Annotated in this window: 21 protein-coding genes; 13 read left to right on the forward strand and 8 right to left on the reverse strand. The window is 54.1% G+C overall.

The genetic code is table 11. The features are described 5' to 3' along the window. Positions 1-98: 98 nt before the first annotated feature. The 3 genes from AC3Y7R_RS10135 to AC3Y7R_RS10145 form a co-directional block, all read right to left on the reverse strand. Positions 99-440 (reverse strand): hypothetical protein, encoded by a 342-nt coding sequence (locus AC3Y7R_RS10135; RefSeq protein ID WP_490041914.1) that lies wholly within the window; start codon positions 438-440, stop codon positions 99-101. Then, positions 440-994 (reverse strand): ActR/PrrA/RegA family redox response regulator transcription factor, encoded by a 555-nt coding sequence (locus AC3Y7R_RS10140; RefSeq protein WP_490041915.1) that lies wholly within the window; start codon positions 992-994, stop codon positions 440-442. The genes AC3Y7R_RS10135 and AC3Y7R_RS10140 overlap by 1 nt, the downstream gene beginning before the upstream one ends. An 87-nt stretch (positions 995-1081) precedes the next feature. Beyond that, complete coding sequence (locus AC3Y7R_RS10145) at positions 1082-1699, reverse strand: SCO family protein (RefSeq protein ID WP_490041916.1); 618 nt, start codon at positions 1697-1699, stop codon at positions 1082-1084. 94 nt (positions 1700-1793) lie between these two features. On the opposite strand from AC3Y7R_RS10145, the gene regB reads away from it, so the two are divergent. The 8 genes from regB (at position 1794) to trxA (ending at position 13748) form a co-directional block, all read left to right on the forward strand. Next, a complete protein-coding gene (gene regB, locus AC3Y7R_RS10150; RefSeq protein ID WP_490041917.1) occupies positions 1794-3182 on the forward strand; it encodes a sensor histidine kinase RegB in 1389 nt (462 codons plus the stop codon). A 66-nt stretch (positions 3183-3248) separates the two neighbouring features. Next, positions 3249-4817 (forward strand): PAS-domain containing protein, encoded by a 1569-nt coding sequence (locus AC3Y7R_RS10155; RefSeq protein ID WP_490041918.1) that lies wholly within the window; start codon positions 3249-3251, stop codon positions 4815-4817. A 98-nt stretch (positions 4818-4915) separates the two neighbouring features. Further along, positions 4916-5389 (forward strand): tRNA (adenosine(37)-N6)-threonylcarbamoyltransferase complex ATPase subunit type 1 TsaE, encoded by a 474-nt coding sequence (tsaE, locus tag AC3Y7R_RS10160; protein WP_490041919.1) that lies wholly within the window; start codon positions 4916-4918, stop codon positions 5387-5389. Beyond that, positions 5386-6405, forward strand: a complete 1020-nt coding sequence (locus AC3Y7R_RS10165; protein WP_490041920.1) for an aminoglycoside phosphotransferase family protein — start codon at positions 5386-5388, stop codon at positions 6403-6405. The genes tsaE and AC3Y7R_RS10165 overlap by 4 nt, the downstream gene beginning before the upstream one ends. Continuing rightward, positions 6398-7093: a nucleotidyltransferase family protein gene (locus tag AC3Y7R_RS10170; protein ID WP_490041921.1), complete on the forward strand. Its 696-nt coding sequence runs from the start codon at positions 6398-6400 to the stop codon at positions 7091-7093. The genes AC3Y7R_RS10165 and AC3Y7R_RS10170 overlap by 8 nt, the downstream gene beginning before the upstream one ends. Next, positions 7080-10019, forward strand: a complete 2940-nt coding sequence (addB, locus tag AC3Y7R_RS10175) for a double-strand break repair protein AddB (RefSeq protein WP_490041922.1) — start codon at positions 7080-7082, stop codon at positions 10017-10019. The genes AC3Y7R_RS10170 and addB overlap by 14 nt, the downstream gene beginning before the upstream one ends. Next, the gene (gene addA / locus AC3Y7R_RS10180; protein WP_490041923.1) at positions 10016-13363 is read left to right on the forward strand and encodes a double-strand break repair helicase AddA; all 3348 of its coding nucleotides are present in this window, start codon (positions 10016-10018) and stop codon (positions 13361-13363) included. The genes addB and addA overlap by 4 nt, the downstream gene beginning before the upstream one ends. 64 nt (positions 13364-13427) lie before the next feature. Next, complete coding sequence (gene trxA / locus AC3Y7R_RS10185) at positions 13428-13748, forward strand: thioredoxin (RefSeq protein ID WP_490041924.1); 321 nt, start codon at positions 13428-13430, stop codon at positions 13746-13748. 75 nt (positions 13749-13823) lie between these two features. On the opposite strand, the gene AC3Y7R_RS10190 is transcribed toward trxA, so the two are convergent. The 3 genes from AC3Y7R_RS10190 to AC3Y7R_RS10200 all read right to left on the reverse strand — a co-directional run bounded on the left by AC3Y7R_RS10190 (position 13824) and on the right by AC3Y7R_RS10200 (position 16322). Then, positions 13824-14450, reverse strand: coding sequence for a LysE family translocator (locus tag AC3Y7R_RS10190; protein WP_490041925.1), 627 nt, complete (start codon positions 14448-14450; stop codon positions 13824-13826). A gap of 168 nt (positions 14451-14618) precedes the next feature. Continuing rightward, a complete protein-coding gene (locus AC3Y7R_RS10195; protein ID WP_490041926.1) occupies positions 14619-15956 on the reverse strand; it encodes an ammonium transporter in 1338 nt (445 codons plus the stop codon). A 27-nt stretch (positions 15957-15983) separates the two neighbouring features. After that, on the reverse strand, positions 15984-16322 hold the full coding sequence (locus AC3Y7R_RS10200) for a P-II family nitrogen regulator (protein WP_490041927.1): 339 nt from the start codon (positions 16320-16322) through the stop codon (positions 15984-15986). 256 nt (positions 16323-16578) lie between these two features. On the opposite strand from AC3Y7R_RS10200, the gene AC3Y7R_RS10205 reads away from it, so the two are divergent. After that, positions 16579-18786: a transglycosylase domain-containing protein gene (locus AC3Y7R_RS10205; RefSeq protein ID WP_490041928.1), complete on the forward strand. Its 2208-nt coding sequence runs from the start codon at positions 16579-16581 to the stop codon at positions 18784-18786. On the opposite strand, the gene AC3Y7R_RS10210 is transcribed toward AC3Y7R_RS10205, so the two are convergent. Continuing rightward, positions 18783-19382: an MlaC/ttg2D family ABC transporter substrate-binding protein gene (locus AC3Y7R_RS10210; RefSeq protein WP_490041929.1), complete on the reverse strand. Its 600-nt coding sequence runs from the start codon at positions 19380-19382 to the stop codon at positions 18783-18785. The genes AC3Y7R_RS10205 and AC3Y7R_RS10210 overlap by 4 nt on opposite strands. Further along, entirely contained in the window at positions 19369-20079 is a 711-nt protein-coding gene (locus AC3Y7R_RS10215) for an MlaA family lipoprotein (RefSeq protein ID WP_490041930.1), read from the reverse strand. Before AC3Y7R_RS10215 ends, AC3Y7R_RS10210 begins: the two co-directional genes overlap by 14 nt. A gap of 226 nt (positions 20080-20305) precedes the next feature. Here AC3Y7R_RS10215 and AC3Y7R_RS10220 point away from each other — a divergent pair, with 226 nt between their 5' ends. Genes AC3Y7R_RS10220 through AC3Y7R_RS10235 form a run of 4 tightly spaced genes read left to right on the forward strand, consistent with a single transcriptional unit; the run spans position 20306 to position 24569 of the window. Next, a complete protein-coding gene (locus AC3Y7R_RS10220) occupies positions 20306-22042 on the forward strand; it encodes a type I secretion system permease/ATPase (protein ID WP_490041931.1) in 1737 nt (578 codons plus the stop codon). Further along, on the forward strand, positions 22039-23340 hold the full coding sequence (locus AC3Y7R_RS10225; protein ID WP_490041932.1) for an HlyD family type I secretion periplasmic adaptor subunit: 1302 nt from the start codon (positions 22039-22041) through the stop codon (positions 23338-23340). The genes AC3Y7R_RS10220 and AC3Y7R_RS10225 overlap by 4 nt, the downstream gene beginning before the upstream one ends. A 12-nt stretch (positions 23341-23352) precedes the next feature. Next, positions 23353-23817 (forward strand): RidA family protein, encoded by a 465-nt coding sequence (locus tag AC3Y7R_RS10230; RefSeq protein ID WP_490041933.1) that lies wholly within the window; start codon positions 23353-23355, stop codon positions 23815-23817. Continuing rightward, complete coding sequence (locus AC3Y7R_RS10235; RefSeq protein WP_490041934.1) at positions 23814-24569, forward strand: glycerophosphodiester phosphodiesterase family protein; 756 nt, start codon at positions 23814-23816, stop codon at positions 24567-24569. The genes AC3Y7R_RS10230 and AC3Y7R_RS10235 overlap by 4 nt, the downstream gene beginning before the upstream one ends. The last annotated feature ends 21 nt before the right edge of the window (positions 24570-24590 follow it).

A 24590-nucleotide genomic window follows, 5' to 3' on the forward strand; every position in this document is an offset into this window, starting at 1 on the left:
AAGACATGACGGTGTATCGCGTCGCGAACCTGTTCCCAAAGCACGCCTTTGGTAGAATTTCGCGCTGGAGCCCTGTCCTTGCGCGAAAACGTCCGCGGCTAAGCGGCTGGGGAGCAGGTTAGCCCTGCACCCGTGCCACTTGCCGCGGACACCCATCCGCGAAACTCACCCTGTGCCATCACAAAACCGGTGCCATCAGGCCAAATCACCAACGCGCCTCCGCTCGTACAGTTTCGCGTCGTAGCAGGGGGCTGGCCAACTAACTTGGTCATCGCCGGGATGGTTGAGTGGTCTGTGCGCCCAAAATCAATACGCAATGGTTTTCCCAACACTTGAACGCCACCTTGATCCAAGGCGAATGCGATCGGAGCAGAGCGTGGCGCAGGTGTTTCTACCGGAGCACAAGCCGCCAGCATCACAGCCGCCACGACCAGTCGCATTATTTTGGCGATCGTTTAGCAAGGATTCGTTGCAGCGTCCGTCGGTGCATATTTAGCCGCCGTGCAGTCTCGGAAACATTACGGTCGCATAGCTCATACACCCGCTGAATATGCTCCCAACGCACACGATCGGCTGACATTGGATTCTCTGGCGGCGGCGGAAGCCCATCCTCAGCGGCCAACAAAGCGTTCATCACATCATTCGCATCGGCTGGCTTTGACAAATAATCCGTCGCGCCAATTTTAACAGCGGCGACGGCGGTGGCGATGGCCCCATACCCAGTTAGCACTACGATCTTTGAATCAGGGCGCTTTTCGCGCAAGACTTCAACCACGTCCAAACCGTTGCCGTCCTCAAGCCGCAAATCAATCACCGCATATGCCGGAGGTCGGGCCGTAGCGATAGCACGACCACCTGCCACTGAATCAGCAGTTTCAGGTGCAAAGCCTCGTTTTTCCATTGCTCGAGCAAGGCGGCGCAAAAACGGCTCATCATCATCCACGATAAGCAACGTGTTATCTTCGCCAATCTCCTTTAGAGCATTGTCACCCATGATAAATACCTCCCGACGCCTTCCACTTACTAGGTGTAAGTTGCGCAAGCACGCGCGTCAAACACTACTGCGTCAGACTGCCGCGTTTCAACTGCCCGCTGCGTAGCACGCAACCGTTTCGGCAATCTGTTCTGGAGTGGTTTCACGGCGAAAGAAATCAACGAACCCCTTTTCCGGCAGGACCAGATAAGTGAAGGTAGAATGATCCACAAGATAGTACTCTGGATCACCCGGCTGCTTTTTGTAATAGGTCCGGTAGGCCTGCGACGCCGCCTTAACCTGAGCCGCCGATCCCGTCAGTCCAATCATGTCTGGATGCATCACATCGGTGAATTCTGCCATCACTTCTGGCGTATCGCGCTCTGGATCAATCGAAATGAACAAAGCCCCCGTTTCAATTCCTCGAGCAGCCAAAACATCCATTGCTTCAGCGTTGCGCGCCGAATCCAACGGGCAAACGTCAGGACAGAACGTATATCCGAAATAAACCAACGTAGGTTTGGTTATCACATCCTTGTCGGTCACCGTTTCGCCGGTTTCACTGACCAACTCAAACGGCCCACCAATGTCTCCCCCCGCCACAGCGGAAGATGCGCAATTGGCCAGCTCGTCCTCTTCTCCACGGTTCATCAAAACAATAGCCGCCGTACTGCCAAGCATTACAACCACCAGCCCCAAGGCCGTTACCGCATAGAGTTTGTTCATCGTGAAGCTCCGCAATTGAATTCAGTTTAGTTGATCCGCCATCCTTCCCCCTGTATCAAGCTGCCATTATGACGCTGCTCCTCAAATCTTCGCGATGAACCACGCTTCACTAAACCTAGGCGCGGGCCCCGCGCGTAATGGCGTCGTTCGTCTGCGCACATTGATTATCTTGCGATGGTTCGCCGTGATTGGGCAAATCAGCGCCATTGGGGTGGCTAGCCTTTACCTCGGCCTCAGAATTGAGTTGGGCCTGTGTCTTATGGCAATTGTCGCCTCCATCATCACCAATATGGTTGCTATTTTTGTCTACCCTGAAAATCGTCGCCTACCAGAGCATGAGGTTTTAATAACCTTACTCTTTGACCTCAGCCAACTGACGTTTTTGCTATATCTAACCGGCGGGCTGAACAATCCTTTCGCACTTTTAATGCTAGCCCCGGTTACAGTATCCGCAATGACCCTGCGCTTCGGCTCCACTTTCTTCCTCGGAGGGTTGGCGATGGTCTTAGCGACATTGCTTGCCTTTTATTACCTGCCTTTACGCAGTGACACCGGGTTTGTTTTACGCATGCCACAACTCTTTGTTGTGGGGTTTTGGGTCGCTATGGTCATCGGTATTGGATTTTTAGGCCTTTATGCCGCACGGGTTACTGCTGAGACCACTTCCATGAGCATGGCCCTGTTAGCAACGCAAATGGCGCTATCTCGTGAGCAGAAACTTACAGACTTAGGGGGGGTAGTCGCCGCTGCGGCACATGAATTAGGCACGCCCTTGGCCACAATAAAACTGGTCAGCGCCGAGTTGGAGGACGAGCTTGATAACCCTCGGCTTCGCGAGGACGCAATCCTGATCAGAGAACAAGCCGACCGTTGTCGCGATATCCTTCGCTCCATGGGGCGTGCAGGAAAGGATGATTTACACCTGCACACCGCTCCCCTTAGCTCGGTCATAAAAGAAGCCGCCGAACCGCACGCACATCGTGGAAAAACAGTACATTACAAGCTCACACCACGGAACGGGGCTTCCGATAAAATGCCCACCATCCACCGCCGCCCCGAAGTGATTCACGGCGTGCGCAACCTCATACAAAATGCTGTAGATTTTGCGACTACCCAGGTTTGGGTCGACGTTAAATGGACCCAAACATTAGTAACCGTAAGGGTGCTCGATGATGGCCCTGGCTACCCACCCGACTTACTGGGCCGCATTGGGGATCCCTTTATTAAACGCGGGCAGAAACAGAAAAAAGATGCCTCTCGGCCAGAATACGAGGGAATGGGGCTTGGGCTTTTTATTGCTAAAACGCTACTGGAACGCTCAGGTGCCGAGATTAACTTTTCCAACGGATCAAACCGATACGCCGGAAAAGTAAGCGAACGGCGTGGAGCTATCGCAGAGGTTAACTGGCCAGTTGAAGCGATTATCAAGGTTCAATCTGGGGCATCAGGGGCGCTAGGCGACAACAAACCTATCGAGATTTAATCAAGCTTTAAGAGTTCTGCGTTCTTTTTGGTGTCGAACAAGTACGATACGCTAAGGAATGTATAGATGAGCAACCTTCTATTCGAATATGCCACGGTTCTAGGACTCGGAACCCTTATCGGTGTCATGAGTTGTTATTCATGGGGTCGGATAACGCGAAAATCCAAAGGAGCTGCATCCAAAGGGCTGGAGTTTCGTTTTGAGCATCGCGAATTAGTGGGGGCGTGTACGCGGGCCCGCCGTGCGCTCAGCCTAGAAGACCTGGACGAAGATGTTTACCATCAGCTATTGGACCGCCTCTCACAGATATTTCCTGACTTGTCACGTCGGCTAAGGGAGGTAACCACCCACACCGATCATTTCACTCTTGTTGAGGCCACGCAATCAGGCCCCGCTAGCGTTGAAGTTGACATGCATGGCAACAGCTTGTGTCTTCGTATTACAGGCTTGGATGCACCGCTGACACGCAAAACTCTCGTCGACAGCGATCAGGCTGAAGCCGCAGCCGCAGAACTCGCTGTTTTGCGCGCCACAGTCGGGGCCGCTCCATACCCCACATGGCGTGAGACCGCGGATGGCACAGTAGATTGGGTCAACAAAGCCTATCTGTCGACGCTAAAAAAAGCCGATATAAATCAGACCGAAGACACATGGCCGCCTGCCCGATTATTCCATGGCGGACCGCTCAGCAAACTGGGCGAACAACCACAAAGCAAAAGATCTGTTCTCCCAATGAAATCTGGTGAGAAAATGACATTCGAAGTTGTGCGCTTCGGAATGGGCGTCAGCACATTAAATTTTGCCACAGATGCCGGCATGACGGTTAAAGCTGAAGAATCTCTGCGAAGTTTTTTACAAACTTTGACCCAGACTTTTGCAGCATTGCCGATCGGGCTTGCAATATTTGATCACTCACGGTCCCTCGTGATGTTCAACCCCGCATTGATGGAATTAACTAACCTTGAGCCGGAGTGGCTCAGTGCGCGGCCAACCTTGTATGACTTCTTGAACCAACTCCGCGAGAAACGCATGGTGCCAGAGCGGCGCGACTTTGCGGACTGGCGCAACAAACTTACTGCATTAGAAAAATCAGCAGCCGATGGCACATATTGTGAAACTTGGACCTTGCCGACAGGTCAAACATACCGGGTTTCAGGCCGACCTCATCCTGAGGGAGCAATTGCTTTTCTCATGGAAGACATCACCGCCGAGATATCCCTTACTCGCAAGTTTCGTCGCGAACTTTCAATGGGGCAGGCACTTTTGGACCACTTACCTGAAGCTCTCGTTGTGTTTGCCGAAGATGGGGTGATTACCCTTACTAATGCGGCATATAACACTCTATGGGGCACCGATCCGGAAGATGCCCTTGGGCAATTAAGCATCACCGACGCGTCCCGTATGTGGCAGTCGCAAAGTACACCAAGCCCGATCTGGGGCGATGCGCGAGATTTTATTATCCAACGCGGTGAGCGTTCCGAGTGGACTGATAGTGTGACCCTAATCAATGGCCAAGCCCTCAACTGCCGCTTCCAACCCCTCGCAGGAGGAGCAACGATGGTTGGGTTTTCGACAGCGCAATTCGGCGCATCATCTCCACAATCACCCCCGCAATTGGCAGCGGTTTTTTCCTGATCGACGCTTGAAGGCTGCCGCCATTGGCGTAAGATTGCGCCATGGACACAAGACACCCGACACAACACACTGGCACAGATCTGCTGTCTAGCTATACGATGGCGCTCGTCGACGAAGCGGCAACAAAAAAAGTTTCTTTTATCCTCGCTGATCTTGCCGCGCCGGGCCTTTGCATTTTGCTTAATGGACCTGTTGGGGTTGGCAAAAGCTTCCTAGCGCGCGCCATCATTCAAACCCTGATGGCACGCCATGGTGTGATGGAAGATGTCCCCTCTCCGACATTCACGCTTGTTCAGCAATACGAGTTTGATTCACTGGACGTTTGGCATGCCGACCTTTACCGCCTGACAAATTCTGATGAGCTATTTGAGCTAGGGCTAGAGCAAGCTTTCGGTAACGCTTTTTGCTTGATTGAATGGCCTGAGAAACTTGGAAGTTTGCGTCCAACTGGGTGTTTAGAGCTTATATTAAGCTCCGATCCGTCTCATGTAGGTGCCAGATCACTGCAAGCCAACGGGCCTGAATCCATTATCATGCACATTAAAAATGCTCCGGAGTTCGAACAGGTATGACCCTTTCACGGTATAATCTGGGTGAGAGTTTTCTTGCCTCTACAGACTGGCGAAACGCCAAGCGCACCTCCCTTGCTGGTGACGCATCAAATCGAAAATACGATCGTATTCATAAACTAGATTTGCCACCTGTCGTTCTCATGGATGCCCCGCCCGATAAAGGTGAAGATATACGCCCCTTCATCACTATCGCCCGCCACCTTCGCAGTGCAGGCCTGTCTGCGCCAATAATATACGCTGAGGATGTAACCCACGGTTTTTTACTCATCGAAGACCTTGGCGATGATCTCTTTTCGCGTGTATTGGCATACGATCCTTCTCAAGAACAAGAACTCTACACTGCTGCTGTCGACGCGCTGATCGTTACCCAGAAAGCCACCCCCCCGGCGCTAGACACCTATGACACAGACGCCATGACAACCACGGCACTGCTCTTACCGGATTGGTACTTGAAATACGGCAGCGAAGCTGAGGTGCATACTTCCGTGCGGGCTGAATATAGAAAGCTTATTCACGACCTACTCGCGCAGCATGTCACAACCACAGACCCGGTTTTGGTACAGCGTGACTACCACGCGGAAAACCTGCTTTGGCTACCGGATAGGACTGGTCCTGCCCGCGTTGGATTGCTGGACTTCCAAGACGCCATGCTCGGCCACCCAGCCTATGATCTGGCCTCTCTTTTGAAAGACGCCCGCCGGGATGTACACCCAGAGGTACAGCGCGACACTCTAGATTATTACATATCCAAAACCAGCGCAGACCCCACTACCTTTAAGGCAGCCTATGCCGTTTGCTCGGCTCAGAGGAATTTACGAATTCTCGGGGTTTTTACCCGTCTTTGTGTTCGAGACGGCAAGACCCATTACCCTGATCTAATGCCTCGGGTCTGGGGCAACTTAATGGATGATCTTTCCCACCCTGCATTGAGTGATTTACGCGATTTCATCACCACTCACGCCCCAGTTCCAGATGCACAATTCATTGCAAACATTAAGGCCGCGACCCATGCGTAGTCCAAGCATGACAATGGTCTTTGCCGCTGGCTTTGGAACGCGCATGGGATCACTAACAAAATCTCGGCCAAAACCCTTGATTGAGGTAGCGGGTCGCTCTCTTTTGGATCGAGCCCTTCAACTTACCCAAGATGCAAACACGCACTCATTCGTGAATGCGCATTATAAATCCGAGATGTTGGAAGCACATTTAAAAGACCGCCCCAATGTCGAGGTGCTCGTTGAGCAGCCAAACATTCTAGACACTGGCGGCGGCTTAAAGGCCGCTCTGCCAAAACTGGGAAACACCCCCGTTTTTACGTTGAACTCTGACGCCGTTTGGGCTGGCCCAAACCCGCTCGAAATCCTACGCGCAGCGTGGCGCCCCGAACACATGAAAGCCCTCCTGCTACTTATCCCAATCGCGTCTACTGTAGGCTATTCCCGATCAGGAAATTTTACTGTCGATGCTAGGGGATGTCTTTCACGTAGCCCGTCTGGCTTAGTCTACACCGGCGCACAAATTTTGCATACAGGTGGCCTCGAAAGCATTCCAGAACAAAGCTTTTCTCTCAATAGGCTTTGGGATCAAATGCTGCCGAAAAACCAAGTTTTCGGAGTTCAATACCCGGGCCGTTGGGCCGATGTTGGCACCCCAGAAGGTATTCCTCTGGCAGAGCAGATGCTAGAACAACATGCCGATGTTTGAACCAACAGAGCACCCGCGCGTTTTCGCTCTTCCGCTCGGTGTAGACTTCCCAGCGGCCTTGACCCAAGGTCTGAGAGATCGGTTTTCCGCCGCCGCCCCCCATCAAATTTCGCAGGTCGAACTATTCGTCAACACGGCACGCATGCGAAGACGCATCCATGCCCTGTTTGCTCGGACTGGGGCCACTTTCCTACCAAAACTGCGGCTCATTACGGATCTGGGGAAAGAGGCGGCCACCGGCCTACCCAAGTCGGGAAACCCACTCTCCCGCCGACTGGAATTAGCTCAACTCATCCGCCGCTTAATTGAGGCCGAACCTGACTTCGGCGCACGGTCGCACGCGTTTGATTTGGCTGACAGCCTCGCAGCGCTCATGGAAGAAATGCAAGGGGAGAACGTCCATCCAGAGGCACTCGCGACCTTAGATGTTGACCGCCACTCGGCCCACTGGGAACGCAGCCAAAGATTTCTTTCCCTCGTAACCCAATTTTTTGACGCAGAGGCACCACTGGATAACGAGGCCCAGCAGCGTGCTGCGGTCTCGCGGTTGATCAATCAATGGCGCGTCACCCCACCACAGCATCCAATCTTGATCGCCGGCTCGACAGGATCGCGAGGAACCACGCGCCTGCTCATGGAGGCTGTCGCTCAGCTTCCGCAAGGGGCTTTGATTTTGCCCGGATTTGACACAGACCAACCGGACCATGTGTGGCAACAACTCGGCACTGATCAGGCCAATGAAGACCACCCACAATACCGGTTTTACGCATTGCTAAATTCGCTAGGATTGAAGGGCCAACATATCCCTCATTGGGCAGACGCCCTACCTGTGAACGCCGACCGAAACGCGCTCGTGTCATTAAGCCTGCGTCCAGCGCCAGTCACGGATGAGTGGTTAAAAGAAGGCCCCAGCCTGAAGAACCTGTTGCAAGCAACGCGCGGTATATCCCTAGTTGAAGCCCCCACACCCCGCGATGAAGCCATTACCATCGCATTGCGTTTGCGTAAGGCCGCTGAAGATGGCCAAACCGCTGCCCTAATCACTCCTGACAGGATGCTCACTCGCCAAGTCACGGCCGCCCTGCAACGGTGGGGGATCAAACCTGACGACAGTGCTGGCACCCCATTGCCACAAACCCCCAGTGGCCGCATTTTACGCCAAACGGCTGAACTCATGGGGCGAGAGTTGCCATCTGACAAGCTCCTAGCCCTGCTCAAACATCCGCTGGTCGCCAACTCTGACCGGGGGCAACACTTACTTCGCACCCGCGACTTGGAGTTGGAGTTTTTACGAGGCGGGCCACCCTTCCCATCCCGCGAAGCTATATCCATCTGGGCCTCCAAACGTACGTCGGATGACGCTGCACAGACTTGGGTAAGCTGGCTCTGGGACATCCTTGATGCGTTAACCAACTCGAACACTGCTCTTCTTCCAGAATTGCTCGACCATCACATCACCTTAACCGAGCGACTTTGTGCAGGCCCTGAAGCCAGCGGAGCAGGCTTGTTGTGGAAAAAGCCCAGCGGTGAAGAGGCTTTCACCGCCGTGGATTCCTTGCGGGACGTGGCAGGTGCAGCAGGCAGTTTAGACTGCATAGATTTTAGCAACCTAATCCACTTTGTTTTAAACCGTCACGAAGTTCGGGATCCCAATGCCCCGCACCCGGGGATCATGATTTGGGGCACAATGGAGGCCCGTGTTCAAGGCGCTGACATGGTAATTCTTGCCGGCTTGAACGATGGTATCTGGCCCGAGCTTCCCAGCCCCGATCCTTGGTTAAACCGCCAAATGCGCCGCGATGCTGGGCTGTTACTACCTGAGCGTCGCATCGGCCTGTCCGCGCATGACTTTCAGCAAGCCATCGCAGCCCCGGAAGTCTGGCTAACCCGTGCTAAGCGAAACGCCGAGGCCGAAACTGTTCCCTCGCGTTGGGTCAATCGCCTGACCAACCTGCTGGGCGGGCTACCGGAAGAGGGGCATCAATCCCTCGCAGACATGCGTGCCCGCGGGGACAAATGGCTTGACCTTGCCGCAGCACTGGACCGACCTCAGGCACAATCCCCTGCGGCCAAGAGACCCTCGCCAATACCACCCGTTTCGGCGCGACCAACAAGGCTACCCGTCACTCAAATCGAGACCCTAATCCGCGATCCTTATGCCATCTATGCGCGCTATATCCTAAAATTACGCCCCCTTAATGCGCTTCATGCCTCAGCCGATGCTCCGTTACGCGGCCTCGCCCTACATGAGGTGTTAGACAGATTCATCAAGGACACAGCCACCCATCTGCCGCCTGATGCGGCAGGAAAACTAGATGAGATCGCCCAAGACGTCTTCTCTGAGATGGTTCCCTGGCCCGCGACCCGCGCCATGTGGAAAGCCAAGCTCGCCCGTGCTGCACCATGGTTCTTGGAAAGCGAGGACAAGCGCCGCCAATTTGCCCGCCCAACACGCCAAGAAGAAAAAGGCGAAGCTCAAATAGAGGGATTGGACTTTACACTAGAAGGACGCGCCGATCGTATCGACGAAGCTCCGGACGGTGCATTGTTTCTGTATGATTACAAAACCGGATCTTTGCCCACAAAACCACAGCGCCAACATTTCAACAAACAACTCCCTCTGCTCGCAGCCATCGCTAACCGAAATGGGTTCGCAGGGTTGAGAAACAGAAAAATCTTAGCCGCCGAATATATCGGACTTGGCTCTGATCTCAAACAAGACGGCGAACAGTTTAACCACGGTGATTTAGACAAAACTTGGGACGAGCTGACCGAACTCATCACGGCCTACATGGACCCCGACAAAGGGTATTCAGCCCGCCGGGCAGTTTTCGAGGCCCGATGGGAACAAAGCTATGATCACCTCGCCCGGTTTGGAGAATGGGACGAAACCGATGAGGCCGTTCCAACGGAGGTGGGCCAATGATCCGTGATGCTGCCAGTCAAGCGCAAGTTGCCGCCGCTGACCCGACCGTCTCCACATGGCTTTCTGCGAACGCGGGATCGGGCAAAACTCGTGTGCTCACTGACCGCGTAGCGCGGCTTTTGCTTGATGGGGTGCCTCCGCAACGTATCTTGTGCCTGACCTATACCAAAGCTGCCGCCTCCGAGATGCAAAACCGCCTGTTCCAACGCTTGGGTGACTGGGCAATGATGTCCGACAACAAGCTGCAACAAAGCCTCTCTGCGCTTGGAGTGTCGGACAACATCACGATTGCTCCCGATGTTTTGACCGATGCCCGCCGGTTGTTTGCCAAGGCCATCGAGACGCCGGGCGGATTAAAAATCCAAACCATCCACTCTTTTTGCGCCTCTTTACTGCGCCGCTTCCCTTTGGAGGCAAAGGTTTCCCCCGCCTTTACCGAAATGGATGACCGCGCCTCTAAAGCTTTGCGCGAAGAGGTTATGAATGAGCTCGCCACTCAAGACCCCGAGGCTATGAGCATTTTCGCTGCCAATTTTTCCGGTGCAGAAATTGACAGCTTCGTGACCGAATTACTTTACCGAAAAGAGCTCTTTGACGCCCCCGTCTCGGATGCACAACTTCGCCAAGCCACGGGGCTAGCAGACGGTCTAGATGAAGCTACGATCCTTGCTTCAGTTTTCCACGGGGATGAAGGGGATCTATTGCGCGACGTTGGGGCCGCATTGCAAGGCTGCCCCAAGGCAGGGGATCAAAAACTTGGGCAAAGCATGGCTAGCCTCAAGATCGGCACCCCATGCCTGAACTTACTCAAGCGCTTGGAAAAGGAATTTCTTGGGGCAAGCGGAAAAAGCGCAGGACTTCCAAAAGCACACCCGCCAACCAAGGATGGCAAAACCGCGCTTGGCCCGTTGCTTGCCCCATTTGACGCATTGCGCCTCCGGGTGTCAGAAGCGCGCCCAATGCGCCAAGCCCTTGAGGCGCACAATCGCACGGTAGCGCTGCATCAATTTGCCCGCGCCTACCTGCCCCGTCTTGAAGCCCAAAAGCAGGCTCGCGCTTGGTTGGATTTTGACGACCTGATACTAAAGGCTCGCGCACTTTTGACTGACCCCGGCGTTGCGGCGTGGGTGTTGTTTCGACTTGATGGTGGCATTGATCATATTTTGGTCGATGAGGCTCAAGACACTGCACCGCGCCAATGGGATGTCGTGCGCCTGCTTGCTCAGGAATTCACTGCTGGCCAAGGCGCGCGCACCGATACTCAGCGTACGATATTTGTGGTGGGTGACCAAAAACAGTCAATTTATTCCTTTCAGGGTGCCGATCCTGATGCTTTTGAAGCAATGCGCGCGCACTTTGACACGGCTCTTTCAGACATTGGCCAACCGTTGAAACGGCAAGATTTGCTGCATTCTTTTCGCTCTTCCAAGGCTGTACTCGACTTGGTTGATGCCAGTTTCACGGGCGAGCTGAAGCGAGGCATGGGGGAGAACATAACCCACCATGCCTTCAAGGAGAATTTGCCTGGCCGCGTTGACCTATGGGATTGGATTGAGGACACAAAAGCGGCTGACAATCGTGACTGGTTTGACCCGATCGACACAGTCGGCGACGATCACCACGCAGTCATCCTTGCCAAGCAAATCGCCCATACAATTAGGGACCGGATCAAGTTTGGCCAAATCACCGAAGTAAAGCGCGCCGACGGTCAGGATGTTCAAGCAACTCGCCGGATCAAGGCAAGTGATTTTTTAATTCTGGTGCAACGCCGCTCATCCTTATTTCACGAAATCATCCGTGCCTGTAAAGATGCGGGCCTTCCCATGGCGGGCGCCGATCGCTTGCGTATTGGTGCCGAATTGGGGGTCAAGGATCTTGTTGCATTGCTGCGATATATCGCGACGCCCGAGGATGACCTGTCATTAGCCACCGTTCTCCGGTCCCCGCTATGTGGCATAACGGAGGCCGAACTTTTCGACCTTGCATATGATCGCCCAAACTATCTAACCCGCACGTTAGAGCAGCAAAAAGACCGCTTTCCAGCCACCGCGGCAATGCTGCGCGACTTACGCAACCAGTCCGATTTCCTACGACCCTATGACTTACTAGAGCGGATCCTAACCCATCATTGGGGCCGCGAAAAACTGCTCTCTCGCCTCGGCGCTGAAGCAGAAGAAGGTATAGCTGCTCTGCTTGATCAAGCCATGGTGTATGAGCGCACCGACATTCCATCGCTTACCGGATTCCTAGAATGGCTCGCTCGTGATGAGGTTACGATCAAACGCCAAATGGACAGCGCAGGCGACGCAATCCGCGTAATGACAGTGCACGGCTCAAAGGGCCTTGAGGCCCCTATCGTGATCCTTCCCGACACCGGGCAAGTTAGAAACTTAGTGCGCGACGACATTTTGAACCACAATGGCATTCCTCTATGGAAGGCAAAGTCCGAAGACTTGCCGCCCGTACAGGTCGACCTCACGAATGATATCAAAACTAGGCAACGCGAGGAACGAATGCGCCTTCTTTACGTTGCCATGACACGGGCCGAAAGTTGGCTGATCATTTGCGGCTCTGGCAAGCCTGCCAAGCTTGAGGACGGTGGCTGGTACGCCGTAGCCGAGGCCGGGATGAACACTGCAGGCGCAGTAGACGGCAGGTTGGCTCACCTCAGTTGGCCTGAGGATACTTCACTGAGTGATGTAGAGGGCATCGGAGAAACCGCGTCACTACCGGATTGGGCGTGCACCAAAGCCCCTGAGCCAACGCCGTTGCCAGAGGTGCTTTCTCCGTCCAAGCTTAACGGTGCGAAAGCTTTGGCGGACCCCGCCGGTGGCGCTTTGACTGAGAGTGACGCCATGATGCGAGGCACCACGTTGCACCGCCTTCTAGAACACCTTCCGGGGGCGGAAAGCCCAATCGATCTTGCCCAGAATTTAGGGCATTTGGCCCCGGATGGCGAAGATCTGCTACCGCTGGCACAAGCAGTTCTATCCGCCCCCTCTCTTGCCCATATCTTTGCGACTGGCACCCTGCCTGAAGTTTCTCTCTCGGCTAAGTTGCCATCGCTCGGTGGTCAGATAGCGCTCGGAACCATAGACCGTCTGATCATCGATTCTGACCGAATCCTTGCCGTTGATTTCAAGTCAAACCTTATTGTCCCAGCGTCACCTGAGAAAACTCCAGCCGGGCTTTTGGCGCAAATGGGGGCTTATCTGGAAATGCTCGAGCAACTTTACCCGGATAAAAACATCGACGTGGCAATCCTTTGGACCCAAACGGCACAGCTTATGGCCCTGCCACACGACATCATGAGGCGCGCACTGGTCGCAGCCCATACATCTTGACGTTACCCACGGGGATACCTAGGTTCCAATCCTGTCAATTCACATCCACTTGGAGGGCTCAGCAATGGCCACCGTCGCAGTTACCGATGCAACTTTCGATGCCGAAGTTCGCAACTCAGACATCCCCGTAATGGTCGATTTTTGGGCTGAATGGTGTGGTCCGTGCAAGCAAATCGGCCCCGCTTTAGAAGAATTATCTGCTGAATACGAAGGCAAGGTTAAAATCGTCAAAGTGAACATCGACGAAAACCCAAATGCGGCCGCAGCCGTTGGTGTGCGCTCGATCCCTGCACTCTTCATGTTTGAAGGTGGCGAAGTGGTTTCCAACCGCGTTGGCGCAGCACCTAAGTCAGCTTTTGAAGGCTGGATCAAAGAAACTATCTGATCGCCTAGACACTGAAACGCAAAGGGCGCCCCAAACGGAGCGCCCTTTTTATTTTCCAAGAACCGCTAAAGATAACTACCGACTTGCCGTTACGCTTGCCATTTTCGCCCCGGCAAACAGTAACGCACCACCTGCGGTTTTATTGATTGCATTGACGATCCAGCTTTTCATACCACCGCGTGATAGGCGCTCGCCCAGATACGCATAGGCAGTATAAATCATGCATTGCATCACAAATGCCGTAAGCCACATGATAAAGAACTGCGGCCCAATTGGTCTTGTGACGTCCAAAAATTGAGGCAGTATTGCCGAGAAATACAAAAGCGCTTTGGGATTGGAAAACTCGATCAAGAAACCATGCACGAATAGCTCTTTGCGAGACCTCATCGGCGCGCCTGCTGTCACGACCAAACCGCCAGACTTGCTGAATATTGCGCCAAATCCAAGGTAGCACAAATAGGCAACACCTACCCATTTGATGATCTGAAACAACGTATGCGATGCAACGATCAACGAGGCGACCCCTGTTGCCGACAGCACAAAGTAGATCACTGTAGCGCAGGTGATGCCCAGCACAGCCGCCAAGGTGCGACGCACTCCGCTGCCCGCCCCTTGAGATGCCATGAGAACTGCCGTTGGACCCGGTGAGAATATGACGATTGCCGTTGTCATCGCGAAAATAAGAAAGGTTTGTAACTCCATCTAGCCCATACTCCTCATGTCTAGCTTAAACTAGAACATAGTAGGAACAAAAATGAATTTACGTCAAGTGTTTCACCGCCACCAAAGCCGCCGGTCTGGATCGATGCAACGCATAAAAAAACCCGAGCCGTTTCTGGCCCGGGTTAAATTCAACTACTTTTAGAACAGCTAGCCGTTGGTGAACTCTGGATATGCTTCCATACCCATTTCAGCCATGTCGAGACCATTGATTTCGTCTTCTTCACTCACCCGAATGCCCATGACAGCTTTCAAAGCGAACCAGACGATACCAGAAGCTACGACCGTGAAGGCACCAACCACTGCGATCGAATACAGTTGAGTACCCAGCGATGCGTCGCCATTGGTAAACACAACCGCGATAGTACCCCAGATGCCCGAGAACAGGTGAACAGGGATCGCACCAACAACATCGTCGATCTTCAGCTTGTCAAGGAATGGCACCGCGAAGACCACGATAACACCGCCCACAGCACCGATCAAAGTAGCGGCACCCAGCGAAGGCGTCAGTGGCTCTGCGGTGATGGCCACGAGGCCAGCCAAAGCACCATTCAAAATCATGGTAAGGTCAGGCTTTTTGTACATCAACTGCGTCAGGATCAGCGCCACAACGGCACCACCAGCGGCGGCTGCGTTGGTGTTGGCGAAGATGCGAGACACGTCAGCAACATCGCCCACGGTTCCCATGGCCAACTGTGAACCACCGTTGAAGCCAAACCAGCCCATCCACAAGATGAATGTACCCAAAGTGGCAAGTGTCAGGTTTGAACCCGGCATTGGGATCGTGCGGCCATCTTTATATTTGCCGATACGCGGCCCAAGAATTAGCGCGCCAACCAAAGCCGCCCAACCGCCTACAGAGTGAACAACTGTCGAGCCTGCGAAATCCAAGAAACCCATCTCGTCCAAGAAGCCACCACCCCATTTCCAGCTGGCTTGCAGCGGATAGATGAAGGAGGTCAGGATGATCGTGAAGATCAGGAACGGCCACAGCTTCACGCGCTCGGCCATGGTGCCGGACACGATCGACGCTGTTGCGGCGCAGAACATCAACTGAAAGAAGAAGTCAGCGCCAGTCGCCGCGTAGGAATAATCGTCCGCGCCTGCAGCATCAATGCCAACCGCCTCTAGAACAGCGACTGCCGGGAAGACGCCCGAGAAGACACCCTCCATCGCCCAATTGCCGAGCGGGTACATTAGGTTGTAGCCGATCAGATAATAAAAGATCGTCGCGAACGAGAACAGCGCGACGTTCTTGGTCAACTGCATCGTCACGTTTTTGGACCGGACAAGACCAGCCTCAAGCATGGAGAAACCTGCGGCCATCCAGAACACCAAAAAGCCGCCCACGAGGAACAGCAAAGAGTTCATAATGAAGACCATATCGGTCTGAAGGATCGCCGGATCAACCGGCGCATCCTGTGCGAGCGCAATACCGGGCAGCACAACTGCGGCGGCCATTGCAGGAATAAACTTGGTGAGTTTCATGTTACTTAAATCCCCTTGAGACAGCGCTTAAAGCGCGTCTTCGTTTGTTTCGCCGGTGCGCACCCGAACGGCTTGCGTCACGTCGAGTACGAAAATTTTACCATCTCCGATTTTGTCGGTTTTGGCCGTGGTGGCGATGGTCTCAACCACCTGATCCGCCATGGAGGCCGACACGGCGATCTCCAGCTTTACTTTTGGTACAAAGTTCACGGCATATTCAGCGCCACGATAAATTTCGGTATGACCCGATTGCGAGCCAAAGCCCTTAACCTCAGTCACCATCATCCCGCGCACGCCAATAGAGGTCAGCGCCTCGCGGACTTCCTCCAGCTTGAACGGCTTAATTGCTGCAATGATCAGTTTCACTGTCTTCCCCTTCAGTTTCACCCCATCACGAGGCACGTCTGAACGTAAAGTCAGGCGCGACGGACCCGCGCAGCAACGTGCGAAGTGCCTAAACCCGAGTCATTGCTGCTCTGCGGCATAAGTTTTTGCACATTTTTTAGCCAATGCCCTTTTATTGGGCGAAATGGGAACGGCCATTGCCAAGACTTTCCCTCCACATTCGACTCAAACCGCCCTATATTAGCGGTAATAAAAAGCAGCATTGAAGCGCAGGTAGATGAGCAACTCCGGACGAAAAAAGCCCACCTTGGTGGCTGAAAAGCGCTACAGCAAAGCGCGCAAAGCCAAACCAAAGGCCAAAGCCAAGCCAAAGCCGCGGGTGAGTAGGCGCAAAGCTGCACCCAAAAAGCGCGGTATAATCGGCTGGATACTGTTCCCTTTCACTTGGACGCTTCGCCTAATCTGGCGCCTGACTTGGCGGATCGCCGCCGTTGGGGTGATTTTGTTGGCCGCTGCCGTAGGCTATACCTATGCACAACTTCCTTCAGTTGAGGAGTTATTGGACGGACGGACACGAGGGTCGGTCACACTGCTTGATCGTGAGAATGTCGTATTCTCATGGCGTGGTGACTCGTTCGGCGGCACAATTCGTGCCAAATCCGTCGCCCCCGCCTTAAAGGACGCCATTGTCGCGACAGAAGACAAACGGTTCTATTGGCACCTAGGCATTTCCCCACGCGGCATCGCCTCGGCAATGCGCATCAATATGCGCGAAGGTCGCAAAGCATGGAAAGGGAATGGCGGATCGACCCTAACACAGCAGACAGCCAAACTACTTTGCCTTGGCGTGCCGTTTGAGCCATCCCAATGGAAGAGCGAAAAGGCATATGAGACAGATTGTCGGCGCACCACACTCGCGCGCAAAGGGAAAGAGGCCCTCTTCTCCCTAGCTATGGAAGCGAAATATTCCAAGGACGACATCCTCTCCATCTACATGAACCGGGTATACCTTGGGGCTGGTGCGCGTGGTTTTGAGGCCGCAAGCCAAATTTACTTCGGCAAGTCTGCTACAAAAGTCAGCGTCCCAGAAGCCGCCATGTTGGCCGGCCTCCTTAAAGCCCCATCCACCTATGCACCCACCAACAACCTGCAACGCGCCCAAGACCGCGCAGCCACGGTTCTGAAACTTATGCGCGAGCAAGACTACATCACCTCCGCCGATGAGGCCGCGGCCAATGTTGCCCCCGCAACCTTGTCTAAAGCCGCCCAAGCACGCGCAGGTGGCTATTTTGTTGATTGGGTTATGGACACTGCGCCTAGGTTCCTGACCAGAGACACCACAGAGGATGTGTTGATCCGCTCAACCTTTGATGCGCGCCTGCAAAAAGCTGCCGAAGCCGCGCTAGATCATGTTTTCGAGACCAAAGTTAGTTCAGGATCCAAGGCACAGGCCGCAATTGTGGTGATGTCAGCCGATGGCGCAGTGCGCGCTATGGTCGGCGGGCGACAAGCCAAAGTCAGCGGAGCGTTTAACCGTGCGGTGCAGGCCAAACGACAAACCGGTTCAGCCTTCAAACCCTTCGTTTACGCTGCGGCAATGGATTTCGGATTTCAATACGATTCTGTTGTCGAAGACGCCCCGGTCTGCATCAATACCGCTGGCTCTGGGGACTGGTGCCCGAAGAACTACACCAGCAAATTCAAAGGCGACATGACCCTGACCGACGCCTTAGCTCAGTCGATCAATACCGTCGCCGTGAAAGTGTCGGAAGAAGTCGGTCGCGACAATGTACGTGTTGTGGCCGAAGGGTTTGGCATCGACAACAAGCTCGCCAAAGGCCCCGCCTTGGCATTGGGGGCATCGGAAAGCACCTTGCTGGAAATGACGGGCGCCTATGCAGGCATCCTGAATGGCGGACGGGCCGTGTCTCCATACGGGATCCGCGAGCTGCGCTTAAAGGGCGATACAGAGGCTCTGATGGGCCAAGATGGCGGCTTTGGCGAGCGTGTCATTTCCCCAACCGCCGCCGAGCAGCTCACCTATATGATGTACCGCGTGGTCAATGATGGCACGGGCCGACGCGCCAAGCTAGGCGACCGTGAGGCTGCCGGGAAAACCGGCACTACCAGCGCTGCAAAAGACGCTTGGTTCATCGGTTTCACCGCCCAATATGTAGTGGGTGTTTGGATGGGGTATGATGACAATACCCCCCTGAAGGGGGTTACTGGCGGTGGGCTTCCTGCCGATATTTGGCGCGAAACCATGACTAGGGTGAACGCAGGCCTTGCGGTCGAGCCTTTGCCAATGATCCGCCCCGCAACACCGCCCCGCGTCAGCGTGCCAGACCCCGTGCAGCAGCAACCGCATGTGGCGCAAAGCTCGCGCGGCAACGATCAAGGCCAGCAAAATTTTGAAAATGTGACCGAGCAAATACTCCGCGATGTCGGCAACCTGCTCGGGAAACTTTTAGGAGGCGGGAACTAGCCCATCTTTTTGAGGTCAGCCGTCAGCTTTTTAATGCTCCCACGACGCTTGTCCAGCATGGCACCGATTTCGGCGCGCTCCGAGGTCAGCGTGTTCACACCCTCAATGATGATGTTAAAGATTTTCGGCTTGCCAGAACGGTCAGACACCAGCCAAGCCACATTGAACGGTGCCACCCCACGCAGCTTAGCGGTGGACCGCACCTCATAATTGCTTTTGGACTTGCGAGAGCCTTCGACTATAATCTTACCGCCCACAAACTCGTTAAAGCGACGCGCATATTTGCGGGTGAAGTAGCCTTTAAACGCCTTCACATATGCCGAAACCTCGGATTTAGAGGCAGACCTGCGCGCAGGGCCAAGTGTGGTCAACGCAATGATATTCACATCGGCATAGCGCTCGAACACCTTTTGAAAGCCGCCCAGCATAGCCTTCTCTGACTTGCCAGACGCAATGATTTTGTTGATGTCGTTCACAGCGGCATCAACAAGCTTTTCAGCCGTAGATCCAGTCAGCGCATTTGCAGGAAAGGCCAGCGTTAGGGCGGCAAGACCCGCGACAACTGCGCGGCGAGAAAGTGTGTTATTCTTGGCCATAGACGTCCTCATAGGGGTCAACGTAATCCGGCTGCTCCCCACCTGACAGGTGGAAACGCCGATTTTGCAAATATAGAAGCTGCGCTTGCGTGTAGCTATCTGCACTTTCATATAAGACCGAGTCTACCAAATCTGAATACTGGTAGCGATCACCAAATCGTGCAGCCATGCTGGAGGCGGTCCCGGCGACCCTTAACGGCCCTTCCGTTGCGAAGTTCAACGGGTTCAACAGCAAGTCCACAACACGTCCTGCGGCATGGCGCTCCGTCGAGGGACCAACAAGCGGCAATTCCAGATATGCCCCCTCTGGCGCGCCCCAAACATGCAAAGTCTCTCCGAAATCAGTAGTCCGGTTCTCCAGCCCTGCTTCCGTTGCAACGTCAAGCAAGCCGCCAAAACCAAAGGTAGTGTTAACTAGAAAGCGAAATACATTGTGCCCGGCATTCTCAATGCGAAATTGCAGCAGGTTATTGAGCACCTGCCCCGGCATATTCAAATTGGATGCAAAGTTTGACACGCCTGTACGCACCGGGCTTGGTAATACTGAACCGTATCCGTTAGAGGTTGGGCGCACCAACAGGCGGTCCAACTCGCGGTTGGTATGGTGCGTTTTGCGGTTTTGTGCTTCAACCGGGTCATTTACACCTGTGCCGATTGGCGCAGCCGTGCATCCCGCGAGCAATACCGCGAGCAACATAACGCAAAAGCGCCTTACAAAATTATATGCCAACGACGTCATATCAATCCCACCGGGGTCATTCGTATCAAGTGTGGCGCTACCTACGAAACGATGCGCCAAACTTCCAGAAGATCAAGACACGACTCCTCAATCTTTCAGCGATAGAGGACTACAAAGCACAATTGCGCCTCAAATACACATTACGGTGGCATAAAGTACATAAAATAGAGTTAAGTCCAGCCTTATGAGAAGAGACCCGCATCACCTTGGCCAAACCGAATTAGCCGCCGCTCGGCGCCAAAGTCGGTCGCTATTCATTGCCGCATTTATTTTCAGTATATTCGTGAACCTACTCATGCTGACAGGGCCGCTTTACATGCTGCAGGTCTATGATCGCGTGCTTGGATCACGCTCGGAAGAAACATTGGTGGCGCTGTCTGTTCTCGTCGCATTCCTCTACACCATGATGGGTTTGCTTGATTATGCCCGTGGCCGTATTCTGGCTAGAATTGGCGCGCGCTTTCAAGACAGTCTCGACCGCCGGGTTTTTTCTGCCATGTTGCGCAAATCCAATCTCGCCCCAGAACGAACTGAGGGTAACACTGGTTTGCGCGATCTTGAAGCCGTGCAAACGCTCCTTGCTTCACCTGTTCTTGTGGCTCTGTTCGATATGCCATGGACACCGTTCTTTCTCGCCGCAATTTTTATCTTTCACCCATGGCTTGGCTATCTGGCCATCACCGGTGGTGCCTTGTTGGTGGTCCTCACATGGGTCAATCAGCGCACCACGCGCCAGCCCCAGATGGAAGCCGGGCTGAACGGGTTACACGCCAACCGCCTTTCCGATGAAATTATGGACGAGACCGAGGTAATTTCCGGTTTAGGTATGCGCGCTGCAAGCTTTGATCGGTGGCAAAAATTTCGCTCAGAGGCTTTGCGAAAGTCGCTCCTTAAGTCTGATCGCGCTGGAACAGTCACCGCCATCACCAAAACGCTTCGCCTGTTTTTGCAATCCGCAATGTTAGGCCTTGGGGCCTATCTGGTGTTGCAAGGCGAGATGACGGCTGGCGCGATGATCGCTGGCTCTATCTTGCTGGGGCGCGCATTGGCTCCGGTTGAGATGGCTATCGGTCAGTGGGCGCTGGTCCAACGTGCAACAATGGGCTGGCAAAGCTTGCGAGCCTTGCTCTCCGAGGTTGCCAAATTACCTACCCGCACCCCGCTACCGCGCCCAGAAGCCCACTTAAAAGGCGAGCAGGTCACCGTCATCCCACCCGGCGAAAAACAGGCAACACTGCGTATGATCTCGTTTGACTTGCCCGCAGGTCACGCCATGGGAGTTATCGGGCCATCAGGGGCGGGGAAATCCACGCTGGCCAAAGCACTGACTGGCATCTGGCCCACGGCCGGCGGAAAAATCCGCCTTGGAGGCGCGGCGCTAGATCAATATGACCCCGATACGCTAGGCAAACACATTGGTTATCTACCGCAAAAAGTGACCTTGTTTGACGGCACTATCGGCGAGAATATCGCCCGGTTACAGTCCAACGCAGCCCCGTCTGCAATCATAAAAGCTGCCCAAAAGGCCGACGCCCATGATCTGATTTTGCGTCAACCGCAGGGTTATGACACTCCAATTTCCGCCGCGCGGGGCCGCTTGTCTGGCGGTGAATTGCAGCGCATCGGCCTTGCACGCGCACTATTCGAAGACCCTGTTTTACTGGTACTGGACGAGCCAAATTCAAACCTCGACAACGACGGCTCAAACGCGCTGAATGTGGCCATTCGAGCAATCAAAGCAGATGGCGGATCGGTGATCATTATGGCCCACCGCCCCTCGGCAATTGCTGAGTGCGAATTACTGATGGTGCTAGCGCAAGGCATGCGCCGCGCCTTTGGCCCCCGCGATGAGGTCTTGAAAGGCACAGTTGCCAATCACGCCACAATCGAAAACAAATCCGGGCCCGGAGGCGTGCTATGAACACTGCGCAGAATTGGCCAGCGCGCGGGCCTATCATCCTTGGAATTTTATCACTGTTAGTTCTTCTAGGTGGCTTTGGTCTATGGGCCATAAAAGCTAATATTGCCGGAGCTATAATTGCACCTGGCCGCATCGAGGTGGATCAGAACAGACAGGTCTTACAGCACCTAGATGGGGGCGTTGTTGCCGAGATCACGGTGCGCGAAGGGGATCGCGTACAAGAAGGCGATATTCTTATCCGGCTGGATGACACGCGGTTGCGCTCTGAGTTACTGATTGTGGAAGGCCAGTTGTTTGAAATCATTGCCCGTGGTGGTCGCCTAAAGGCTGAGCGTGACGAAACCGCGCGTATTAGCTTTGATCCGCTTTTGCTTCAAACCGCTCAAACCCGTCCTCAACTGCAAGAATTAATTAGCGGACAGGAACGCCTGTTTGAAACCCGTATCCATTCAGCCGAGGAGTCGGAAGAACAGTTAGAAAAACGCAAAGCTCAAATTGCCAACCAAGTGGATGGTGTGCACGCCCAGCAGCAAGCGTTGGAAATTCAACTTAATCTGCTGCATGAAGAACTGGAGGCCCAACAAAACCTTCTCGACAAAGGTTTAGCGCAATCCAGCCGCGTCCTAGCCCTAAAGCGTGAAGATGCCCGGCTACGAGGCACGGTGGGGGAATTAACAGCCGCTGCGGCAGAAAATCAGGGCCGCATTACCGAAATTGATCTAGAAATTCTACACTTCGGAACTCAACGCAAAGAAGACGCCATCACCCAACTTCGTGATCTTCAATATCGTGAGTTCGAGCTGCGTGAACAACGACTGTCTTTGCACGAGAGGTTGTCCCGACTGGACATCACCGCACCGGTCTCGGGGCTAATCTTTGGCCTGACAATATTTGCGGAACGCGCTGTAATTCAACCTGCTGAAGCATTGATGTTTATTGTCCCACAGGACCGCCCAATGGTCATCACTGGTGAGGTTGACCCGATCCATGTGGACGAGGTGTATCTTGGGCAAGACGTGACATTACGATTTTCCACTTTCGATGCCCGCACCACACCAGAACTGTTTGGCACTATCTCCTCCATTTCAGGCGACACCTTCCGCGATGAGGCAACTGGGCGCAGTTTCTACCGCGTGGAGATGGCCCTGAAGGAAGGTGAAATTGAGCGCTTGGGCAATGTGGACCTTGTTCCGGGCATGCCCGTCGACGGTTTTATTCGCACAACGGACCGATCCCCGATGACATATCTGCTCAAACCCCTTACCGATTACTTCAATCGAGCTTTTCGCGAAACCTGAACGGAGACTTTCATGTCCAAATTTGAAACCCGCCTCGCCGAACTGGGCGTCACCCTTCCCGACGCCCCCGCCCCCGCCGCCAACTATGTGCCAAGTGTTGCTGTTGGTGACATTGTCTATATTTCCGGCCAAGTCAGCCAAGGTGATGATGGCTTTATCACTGGCAAACTTGGGACTGATCTAAGCGTCGAAGATGGGGCCGCTGCCGCGCGCACTTGTGCTGTGTCACTGCTGGCCCAAGTAAAGGCCGCTTGTGGTGGTGATTTGGATCGTTTGGTGCGCGTCGTCAAACTGACAGCATTTGTAAATTCCACGCCCGAGTTCACCGATCAGCCAAAAGTCGTCAATGGCGCATCTGACTTTCTGGTCGAGGCCCTTGGAGAAGCTGGGAAACACGCCCGCTCCGCCGTAAGCGCCGCCGCGCTCCCTTTCAATGTTGCCGTCGAAATCGAAGGCATTTTCCAAATTAAACCGTGAGCCTTCCAGCCACGTTTCTTGACCGCCCTATCACGCATCGCGGCCTGCATGACCTCGGGCGCGGGGTGGTCGAGAATTCCCCTTCCGCGTTTGAAGCCGCTATTGAGGCCGGTTTTGGCATTGAACTGGACGTCCAGCTCAGCTCTGACGCACAGCCCATGGTATTTCACGACTATGATATGGCGCGCCTAACAGGCCAATCCGGCGCCATCCAAACTCGCAACGCAGATGTAATCCGCGCAATGCGGCTTTCAGGCTCGACCGACACGATTTTTGATTTACGCACAGTGCTAGAACTGATCGCGGGTCGCGTCCCGTTATTGATCGAGTTGAAAGATCAAGATGGTGCGATGGGGCCTAATATTGGCTCTCTGGAACATGCTGTTGCAAGCGCCTTGCATGGGTACGAGGGCGATGCCGCGGTGATGTCTTTCAACCCGTATTCCACCACTATGATGGCGAAGCTGGCGCCCGATCGCCCCTGTGGGTTGGTCACCAGTTCCTATGAGCCAGACAAATGGATGCCGCTTTCAACTAAAACCTGCGATCACCTGCGCGATATTCCAGATTATGCAACAAGTGGATCGTGTTTCATTTCGCATGAGGTCACCGATCTTGCGCGCCCTCGCGTGGCGGAGCTCAAAAAACAAGGGGCCACCATCCTGTGCTGGACGGTCAAATCTCAAGAGCAGGCCGATGCCGCACTTAACATCGCCCAAAACATCACCTTTGAAGGGTTCATACCCACTTGACCCCCCGCCTTGGGAGCCCAT

Source organism: Litoreibacter sp., assembly GCF_058136045.1.